9 protein-coding genes are annotated in these 8,816 nt (G+C 67.4%); 6 read left to right on the forward strand and 3 right to left on the reverse strand.

Annotated features, from left to right (window positions below; all coding sequences use genetic code 11):
- Positions 1-67: 67 nt before the first annotated feature.
- Positions 68-322, reverse strand: coding sequence for a YkgJ family cysteine cluster protein (locus TBU01S_RS04025; RefSeq protein ID WP_068635346.1), 255 nt, complete (start codon positions 320-322; stop codon positions 68-70).
- 1 nt (position 323) lies between these two features.
- Positions 324-845, reverse strand: a complete 522-nt coding sequence (locus TBU01S_RS04030; protein ID WP_068635347.1) for a DUF2478 domain-containing protein — start codon at positions 843-845, stop codon at positions 324-326.
- Between the two features lie 112 nt (positions 846-957).
- Between TBU01S_RS04030 and hrpA the strand changes: the two genes are divergently transcribed.
- Positions 958-5,196 (forward strand): ATP-dependent RNA helicase HrpA, encoded by a 4,239-nt coding sequence (hrpA, locus tag TBU01S_RS04035; RefSeq protein ID WP_083953455.1) that lies wholly within the window; start codon positions 958-960, stop codon positions 5,194-5,196.
- A gap of 21 nt (positions 5,197-5,217) precedes the next feature.
- Here hrpA and TBU01S_RS04040 read toward each other — a convergent pair whose 3' ends face one another.
- Positions 5,218-5,553, reverse strand: coding sequence for a hypothetical protein (locus TBU01S_RS04040; protein WP_068635348.1), 336 nt, complete (start codon positions 5,551-5,553; stop codon positions 5,218-5,220).
- A gap of 221 nt (positions 5,554-5,774) precedes the next feature.
- Between TBU01S_RS04040 and rpsF the strand changes: the two genes are divergently transcribed.
- From rpsF to dnaB, 5 genes are all read left to right on the forward strand, one after another.
- Positions 5,775-6,161, forward strand: coding sequence for a 30S ribosomal protein S6 (gene rpsF / locus TBU01S_RS04045; RefSeq protein ID WP_068635349.1), 387 nt, complete (start codon positions 5,775-5,777; stop codon positions 6,159-6,161).
- Between the two features lies 1 nt (position 6,162).
- Positions 6,163-6,477, forward strand: coding sequence for a primosomal replication protein N (priB, locus tag TBU01S_RS04050; protein WP_068635350.1), 315 nt, complete (start codon positions 6,163-6,165; stop codon positions 6,475-6,477).
- Between the two features lies 1 nt (position 6,478).
- A complete protein-coding gene (gene rpsR / locus TBU01S_RS04055) occupies positions 6,479-6,754 on the forward strand; it encodes a 30S ribosomal protein S18 (protein ID WP_002933051.1) in 276 nt (91 codons plus the stop codon).
- A 15-nt stretch (positions 6,755-6,769) separates the two neighbouring features.
- Positions 6,770-7,222, forward strand: a complete 453-nt coding sequence (gene rplI, locus TBU01S_RS04060) for a 50S ribosomal protein L9 (protein ID WP_068635351.1) — start codon at positions 6,770-6,772, stop codon at positions 7,220-7,222.
- 175 nt (positions 7,223-7,397) lie between these two features.
- A complete protein-coding gene (gene dnaB, locus TBU01S_RS04065) occupies positions 7,398-8,795 on the forward strand; it encodes a replicative DNA helicase (protein WP_174524505.1) in 1,398 nt (465 codons plus the stop codon).
- The last annotated feature ends 21 nt before the right edge of the window (positions 8,796-8,816 follow it).

The following is an 8,816-nucleotide window of genomic DNA, read 5'->3' on the forward strand; positions in this document are numbered from 1 at the left end:
GGCTGCGGGAGGGGCTGGGGAGGGAGCGCGCGATTATACCGCCGGGAATGTTGCAGTGCGGCCGGGGTCACGGCGATGTCATCGCTTCGAGGCGGTCGAGAAAGCGCAGTGCATGCGCCCGGCCGTTGCCGCACATCTCGAGCGATGGCTGCAGGCTGCCGCATACCGCGGGGCGGCGCGGGTCGCCGAACAGGCGGCAGCGGTCGTCGCCGTCGAGCTGGATGCAGCGCATGCCGGCGGGCTTGCCGTTTTCCATGCCGGGAATCGGCGACGTGATCGATGGCGCGATGCAGCAGGCAGCGCAGCCGGCGCGGCACTGCACCTCAGGCTCCGGCCCGCACGGCGTCCCACCACGCCAGGATGTCGTCGAGCGCGGGCTTCAGGCGGGTGTATTCGCCGCCGGTGAAAGCCGCCCATTCGTCGAGGAAGCGCTCTCCCACCGCGGTCAGCAGGGGCACGCCGGCGAGCATGGATTCGCCGACCTCGTCGCGCAGGCCGGCGCCCGACACTTCCTGCGCAGCGAACTTGTTGATGACGATGAGCTGGGCGCCGCGGCCGAGTGCGCCGCGCACCGCGACCGCGCCGCGCGCCAGCGCATCGGGGTCGAGGCGGCAGGATGCCGAATTGCTGTTGTCCGGCTCCAGCGTCAGCGGGATGCGCTCGCCGGTCTCGAGATTCTCGAGCTCCATGCCACAGGACGTGGCATGGGCGTCGGCGATGTCGTGCTGCAGCACGCCGCCCAGCTTCACGCCGCGCGAGGCGAGGCGGCGGACCGCTTCGGCGAGCAGCAGCTCGATGTTGTCGGTGGGAGCATAGACGATGGCGGCGAGCGGACGGGCGGTCATGGTCGGCACGGAGGCTGAAGGCGAACGGAAACCCCGCCATTGTCGCACCGCCGTGCCCGCAGGGGGCGATGCGGGGGATAATGCGCGGCCTGATGAAAACGACCGTCCATCCATGAGGGCTGAACACCGGGGCGCACGCCGCCCGTCCGAAGTACGCAAGCCCGGCGAGGCTTTCGGCGACTGCCTCAGCGCCGACCGCCCGCGCCTGCGGCGGCTGAGCCGCGAGCTGGCACGCGGTCCGGGCGCAGAGCCGAAGGCGCAGGAGCGGCATGCCCGCCTGCAGGCCGATCTGGATGCCCTGCTGGAGCGCTCGCGCGCTGCCTTCGCCGCCCGCCGCGCCGCCCTGCCGGTGCCGGACTTCCCGCCCGAACTGCCGGTGTCGGCGCGGCGCGACGAGATCGCGGCGGCGATGGCCGAGCACCAGGTCATCATCGTCTGCGGCGAAACCGGCTCGGGCAAGACCACCCAGTTGCCCAAGATCGCGATGACGCTGGGGCGCGGCGTGGCCGGCCTGATCGGCCACACCCAGCCGCGCCGGCTGGCGGCGCGCGCCACCGCGAGCCGCATCGCACAGGAACTGAACAGCCCGCTGGGCCAGGCGGTGGGCTACAAGATCCGCTTCACCGACAGGACCGGCGAGCGCAGCCACGTCAAGCTGATGACCGACGGCATCCTGCTCGCCGAGACGCAGACCGACCCGCTGCTCGCCGCCTACGACACCCTGATCATCGACGAGGCGCACGAGCGCAGCCTGAACATCGACTTCCTGCTCGGCTACCTGAAGACGCTGCTGCCGCGCCGGCCCGACCTGAAGCTGATCGTGACCTCGGCGACGCTGGATGCGGAACGCTTCGCCAGGCATTTCGCCGCTGCCGCCGGCCGGCCCGCGCCGGTGATCGAGGTCTCTGGCCGCCTGTATCCGATCGAGCTGCGCTACCGGCCGGTGGAAAGCGACGGGGATGCCGCCACGGCGGCGCGCCCGGCTGCAACGAGGGGGGAGCGTGGCGAGCGGCGCCGGGAGGATGGCGGCAGGAGCCGCGACCGCGATCTGCTGGATGCGCTGGTCGATGCGGTCGATGAGGCGCAGCGCTGCGGCCCGGGCGACGTGCTGGTCTTCCTGCCCGGCGAGCGCGAGATCCGCGAGGCCGCCGAGGCGCTGAGAAAGGCACATCACCTGCCCGGCACCGAAATCCTGCCGCTGTTCGCGCGCCAGTCGGCGCAGGAGCAGGCGCGGGTGTTTTCGCCGTCCAACGGGCGCAGGGTGGTGCTGTCGACCAACGTCGCCGAAACTTCGCTGACCGTGCCCGGCATCCGCTACGTGGTCGATACCGGCCTGGCGCGGGTCAAGCGCTATTCGGCGCGCAACAAGGTCGAGCAACTGCAGATCGAGAAGATCGCCCAGTCGGCGGCGCAGCAGCGTGCCGGCCGCTGCGGCCGGGTCATGGACGGCATCTGCTTCCGCCTCTACGACGAGGACGACTTCAAGCGCCGCCAAGCGCACACCGATCCCGAGATCCTGCGTTCCTCGCTGGCCGGCGTGATCCTGCGCATGAAATCGCTGAAGCTCGGCGCGGTGGAGGATTTCCCCTTCATCGACGCGCCCGGCTCGCGCCTGATCGGCGACGGTTACGCGCTGCTCGCCGAACTCGGTGCGGTCACCGACGACGATGAACGCAGGCTGACGCCGAGCGGCATCGAGCTGGCGAAGCTGCCGCTCGATCCGCGCATCGGCCGCATGATCCTGGCCGCGCGCGACCGCGGCGCGCTGGCCGAAGTGCTGGTGATCGCCGCCGCGCTGTCGGTGCAGGACCCGCGCGAGCGCCCGCAGGACAGCCCAGGCGCGGCCGACCAGGCCCATGCCCGTTTCCGCGGCGGCGAGCAGGACCAGAAGTCCGAGTTCCTGTGGTACTGGCAGCTGTGGAAGGCCTGGGACGAAGTGCAGCGCCACGAATCGTCCAGCAAGCAGAAAGCCTGGTGCAAGAAGCACTTCCTGAACCCCATGCGGATGCGCGAGTGGCGCGACGTGTTCGCCCAGCTGCATGCGCTGGGCGCCGAGCACGGCTGGAAGGAAAACGACCAGCCGGCCAATTACGAAGCCATCCACAAGGCGCTGCTCGCCGGCCTGCTCGGCAACGTCGGCTGCCGGATCGAGGATGCTTCGGGGCAACAGGCCGGCGCCTATCTCGGTGCGCGCGGCATCAAGTTCTGGCCGCATCCCGGCTCGGCGCTGGCGAAGAAGGCCGGCAAGTGGATCATGGCGGCGGAGCAGGTCGAGACCTCGCGCCTGTTCGGCCGCTGCATCGCCCGCATCGAGCCGGAATGGGTCGAGGAGGTCGGTGCCCACTTGCTGCGGCGGCAGGTGTTCGAGCCGCACTGGTCGAAGACCTCCGGCGCGGTGCGGGCCTGGGAGCGCGGCACGCTGTACGGCCTGGTGATCTATCCGCGCCGCGTCATCGCCTACCGCGACATCGACCCGGCGCTGTGCCGCGAATTCTTCATCCGCGAAGGCCTGGTGCAGGGCGAGATCGCCGACGGCGCCGCGCGCAGCATGGCTTTCCTGGCCCACAACCAGCGCCTGGTGGCGGAAATCGAGCGCCTGGAACACAAGTCGCGCCGTCCCGACGTGCTGGTGGATGAGGCGCTGATCGAAGCTTTCTACGACAGCAAGCTGCCGGGGGAAGTCTGCGACGTCGCCGGTTTCGAAGCCTGGCGCAAGAAAGCGGAGAAGGCCGAGCCGAAGCTGCTGCACCTGTCGCGCGAGCAGTTGATGCGGCACGAAGCCGAAGGCGTCACCACCGACCGCTTCCCGGCGGCGATGGAAGTGCTCGGCCAGAAGCTCAAGCTGGCCTATCTGCACCAGCCGGGCGAGGCCGACGACGGCGTGACGCTGACGGTGCCGCTGGCGATGCTGAACCAGATTCCCGCCAGCCGCTGCGAATGGCTGGTGCCCGGCCTGCTGGAGGAAAAGGTCGCGGCGCTGATGAAGACCGTGCCGCAGAAGCACCGCCACCGCCTGCAGCCGGTGGCCGACAGCGCGGCGGCCTTCATGGCGGCCTGCGAAGCGGGCGAGTTCGATACCGGCGAGCCCTTGCTGAAGATGCTGCAGCGTTTCGTCGAGGAGCGCGTGCAGTTGAAGCTGCCGCTCGAGAGCTTCCGGCCGGAGAACCTGAAGCCGCACTGCTTCATGAACTTCCGCGTCGTCGATGAGCACGGCCGGGTGATGGGGCAGTCGCGCAACCTGATGGAACTGCGTGCGCGCTTCCGCGACCAGGTGGCGGCACGGTTTTCGGCGGCGAGGATCGGCGGCGCGATGGCGGAGGCGCTATCCGGGGCGGGCATGGCCGGGGGCGGAAAAACTGCACAGCATGTTGCGGCTGGCCGGACGGGCGGCGAGGCGCGAACGGCTGCGTCAGCGAAGGATCGGGTGGGCAAGACGGAGGAGCAGGGGCGCGCCGGGCAGGAGAGCTCTGTGCCGGTGGCCGAAACCCCGGTGCCAAGCCTCTCCGGCTTCACCGCCTGGTCTTTCGGTGATCTGCCCGAGTTGCTGGAGGTGCGCGTCGCCGGGCGGGAAGTGATCGGTTTCCCTGCCCTGTACGACGACGGCGACAGCGTGTCGCTGCGCCCCTACGACACTCCGGAGGAAGCGGCGCGCGTGCATCGGCGCGGCCTGGCGCGGCTGTTCGCGCTCAACCTGAAGGATCAGGTGAAGGCGGTCGAGCGCCTGCCCGGGCTGCGCGAGCTGGCTTTGCAATACATGAATTTCGGCACCGAAAACGAATTGAAGGCGCGCCTGGTCGAAGCGACGCTGGCCCGCTGCTGCCTGCTCGAACCCTTGCCGGCCAGTGCCGATGGCTTCACGCGGCGCTGCGCCGAGGCCAAGCCCCGTGTCAGCCTGGTCGCGCAGGAGTTCATGCGCCTGACCGGGCAATTGCTGGCCGAACACGCGGCCTTGCAGAAGCGTCTGGCAGGTTTGAAGACCTTCCCCGACGCGGTGGCGGACATCCAGGCGCAACTGGCGGCGCTGCTGCCGAAGGATTTCCTGCTGGCGTTCCCGTGGGAGCGGCTGGCGCATTTCCCGCGCTATCTGAAAGGCGCTTCGGTGCGGCTGGACAAACTCCGCAACAATCCGGCGCGTGACGCGCAGTCGATGGCCGAATGGAAAGGCCTGGCGCAGGCCTGGGAGCGGGAGCGCCAGGCGCGCCGCCGCGCCGGTGTGGAAGACCCGGCGCAGGAGGAGTTCCGCTGGCTGCTGGAAGAACTGCGCGTGGGCTTGTACGCGCAGGAATTGCGCACGCCGATGCCGGTATCGGTCAAGCGCCTGCAGAAGATCTGGGACAGCCGGCCGCGCTGAACGGGGCCGGCCGGCGTGCCCTCAGCGCAGCGGGATGACGATCGGCGGAACGTCGAAGCCGATCACCACCGCGGGCGCACGGCCGTAGGCATAGCCATAGCTGCGTTCGCGGTAGGGCGGCGCGTAGTGATGGTGGTGGTGCACCTCGCGTTCGCGGAAATGGCGCGGGCGTTCGCGGATGATGACCTTCTCGCGATACACGGTGCGCTTGTCCCAGCCGCGATGCTGCGCGTGGTGATGCTTCTTCTGGTGCCAGCCGCGATCGTGGCCGCCTGCCATCGCCGGTGCCGCAGCGGCGAGAATGCCGCCACAGATCAGGGCGGCAAGGATCCTGCGAGTGAAGGGAGTGGGATTCATGGTCTGCCTCGTCTGTGCCCTTGCGTGAATGATGTCGTTCGATGACCGGATGCTAGTCGAGGCGGCGATTCGTGCGCTGCGGCAGAGTGTAAGCAGTCTTGCGAGGAAGGAATGGCATCCGGGCTTTGATTTTTCAGACGTTCTTGTTAGACTGCCGGGCTTTCCTTGCTCCACCGGACCGCATGCCGGGGAGCTGCAACAACCAACCGCAAGGAGTTTGCATGCGACATTATGAAATCGTCTTCATCGTCCACCCGGACCAGTCCGAGCAGGTGCCGGCGATGGTCGAGCGCTACAAGACGCTCGTGACCGGCCGCAACGGCCAGATCCACCGCCTGGAAGACTGGGGCCGCCGCCAGATGGCCTACCCGATCCAGAAGGTGCACAAGGCCCACTACGTGCTGATGAACATCGAGTGCGACGGCGAAACGCTGGCCGAACTCGAGCACGCCTTCAAGTTCAACGATGCCGTGCTGCGCCACCTCATCATCAAGATGAAGAAGGCCGTCACCACGCCTTCGCCGATGATGAAGGAAGAAAAGTCGCGCTCGCTGACCACTTCGACCGAAGAAGCCAAGCCGGCCGACAGCGAAGCGGCTGCCGCCTGAGTTGCCTGATCCCGGGTTGAACGAACTGCGCCTCGACGCGCGTCTGGCAGAGTTGCTGCCCTTGCGTCGAACCCCTGCAGGTGTGCCGGTTGCAAGCTGTGTGCTGGCACATGAATCGAAGCAGATCGAGGCGGGCCTGGCCCGCGACGTTTCGGTCGAGATGCAGGCGGTGGCGGTCGGCGATCTCGCCGGCGTGCTGGCAGCGGCGAAACCCGGGGCGGCGGTGCGGATCAGCGGCTTCCTCGCGGCGAGGAGCCTGCGCAGTCGAAGCCCGGTGCTGCACCTGAATACAATCGAATTTCTGGAAGGAAACTGAAATGGCTTTCAAGCCCAAGTCCAAGTTCAAGAAGAAGGATGATCGCGGCGGCCGTGGTCTGTTCAAGCGCCGCAAGTTCTGCCGCTTCACCGCCGAGAAGATCGAAGAAGTCGACTACAAGGATGTGGATATCCTGAAAGACTTCATCACCGAAAACGCCAAGATCATGCCGGCGCGCATCACTGGCACCAAGGCGGGCTACCAGCGCCAGCTGTCGGTCGCCGTCAAGCGTGCCCGCTTCCTGGCCCTGATGCCTTACACCGACCTGCACCAGTAAGAGAGGAGCGAACACATGCAGATCATTCTTCTCGAAAAGGTCGTCAACCTCGGTGCCCTGGGTGACGTGGTCAAGGTCAAGGACGGCTACGCCCGCAACTACCTGATTCCGCAAGGCAAGGCCAAGCGCGCCACCGAAGCCAACATGGCCGAGTTCGAAGCCCGCCGCGCCGAACTCGAGCGCGTCCAGGCCGAAAAGCTGGCCGCCGCCCAGGAACTGGCCGGCAAGCTGGAAGGCGTGTCGGTCCAGGTCACCCGCAAGGCCGGCATGGACGGCCGCCTGTTCGGTTCGGTCGGCAACGCCGACGTCGCCGAAGCGCTGGGCACCCAGGGTTTCGAAATCGATCGTGCCTCCATCCGCATGCCGGAAGGCCCGCTGAAGCAAGTCGGTGAAGTCCAGCTCGAAGTCGGCCTGCACGCCGACGTCGTGGCCACCATCACCGTTGCAGTGGTCGGCGACCAGCAGTAATTCCTGCGAGTTTTCGTACGCAGATGAAAAGGGCTGCCTTCCGAGGCGGCCCTTTTTGCTTCCTGGTGCAGTGTTTGTGCCTGGTGCTGCTGCGGCACCGGGCTCCAATGTGGGCGCAGCACCGTATGCCCCTTCTAACTAGAATGCGGGATGCTGCTCCCCAAGGGTGTTCGTGATGAGTTCTTCGTCTTCCGGTTTCCCTGATTACCTGCCCGATCCCCAGATCGCGCACATCAAGCTTCCGCCCCATTCGCTCGAGGCGGAGCAGTCGCTGATTGGCGGCATCCTGCTCGACAACCAGGCCTGGGAGCGCGTCGCCGACCTGGCGAACGAGGCGGATTTCTACCGGGACGACCATCGCCGCATCTATCGGCACATCACCAGGCTGATCGATCAGGGTCGGCCGGCCGACGTCGTCACGGTCTACGAGTCGCTGGAAAAGAGCGGCGAGGCCGAGCAGGCGGGTGGGCTCGCCTATCTCGCGGAAATCGCCAACAACACGCCGTCGGCAGCGAATATCCGGCGCTATGCCGAGATCGTCCGCGAGCGGGCGATCCTGCGCAAGCTGGTGGCGGTGGGGGACGAGATCGCCGCGAGCGCGCTGAGCCCGTCGGGCAAGGATGCCAAGGCCCTGCTCGACGAGGCCGAGGCCAAGGTGTTCGAGATCGCCGAAGCCGGCGCGCGCCATGCCAGCGGTTTCGTGTCGATCCAGCCCATCCTCAAGCAGGTCGTCGATCGGGTGCAGGAGCTCTACGATCGCGACAATCCGTCCGAAGTCACCGGGGTGCCGACCGGGCTGGTGGATCTGGATGACAAGACTTCCGGTCTGCAGCCTTCGGACATGATCATCGTCGCCGGCCGCCCGGCGATGGGCAAGACCACGTTTGCACTGAATCTCGCCGAGCACATCGCCATCGAGCAGCGCCTGCCGGTGGCGATCTTCTCGATGGAAATGCCGGGCACGCAGCTGGCGACCCGCTTCATTTCCTCGGTCGGCCGCATCGACATGCAGAAGATCCGCAGCGGGCGGCTCACCGACGACGACTGGCAGCGGCTGACGATGGCGATGGGCAAGCTCTACGACGCGCCGCTCTACATCGACGAGACGCCCGGCCTCAATCCGATCGACCTGCGCGCGCGGGTGCGCCGGCTGGCGCGCCAGTGCGGCCGGCTCGGCCTGGTGGTGATCGACTACCTGCAGCTGATGAGCGGCACCCGGGAAGGTGACAACCGCGCCTCCGAACTGTCGGAAATCTCGCGCTCGGTGAAATCGCTGGCGAAGGAACTGCACGTACCGATCATCGCGCTGTCCCAGCTCAACCGCAGTCTGGAGCAGCGGCCCAACAAGCGCCCGGTGATGTCGGATCTGCGCGAATCGGGCGCCATTGAGCAGGACGCGGACATCATCATGTTCATCTACCGGGACGAGGTCTATAACCCGGATTCGCCGGACAAGGGCACGGCCGAGCTGATCATCGGCAAGCACCGTAACGGCCCGACGGGTACGGTCCGGCTGACCTTCATCGGCGAGAACACCCGCTTCGAGAACTACGCGGGCGGCCAGGGTTTCTGACGGCAGCCGTAGGATGGGTGG

The sequence above is a fragment of the Thauera butanivorans NBRC 103042 genome, from assembly GCF_001591165.1.
GTDB lineage: Bacteria > Pseudomonadota > Gammaproteobacteria > Burkholderiales > Rhodocyclaceae > Thauera > Thauera butanivorans.

What these genes read in the sequence shown, in the direction of transcription:
- TBU01S_RS04030 (WP_068635347.1), bottom strand. Translation starts at nt 845, where the DNA reads ATGACCGCCCGTCCGCTCGCCGCCATCGTCTATGCTCCCACCGACAAC.
- hrpA (WP_083953455.1), top strand. Translation starts at nt 958, where the DNA reads ATGAGGGCTGAACACCGGGGCGCACGCCGCCCGTCCGAAGTACGCAAG.
- TBU01S_RS04040 (WP_068635348.1), bottom strand. Translation starts at nt 5,553, where the DNA reads ATGAATCCCACTCCCTTCACTCGCAGGATCCTTGCCGCCCTGATCTGT.
- rpsF (WP_068635349.1), top strand. Translation starts at nt 5,775, where the DNA reads ATGCGACATTATGAAATCGTCTTCATCGTCCACCCGGACCAGTCCGAG.
- rpsR (WP_002933051.1), top strand. Translation starts at nt 6,479, where the DNA reads ATGGCTTTCAAGCCCAAGTCCAAGTTCAAGAAGAAGGATGATCGCGGC.
- rplI (WP_068635351.1), top strand. Translation starts at nt 6,770, where the DNA reads ATGCAGATCATTCTTCTCGAAAAGGTCGTCAACCTCGGTGCCCTGGGT.
- dnaB (WP_174524505.1), top strand. Translation starts at nt 7,398, where the DNA reads ATGAGTTCTTCGTCTTCCGGTTTCCCTGATTACCTGCCCGATCCCCAG.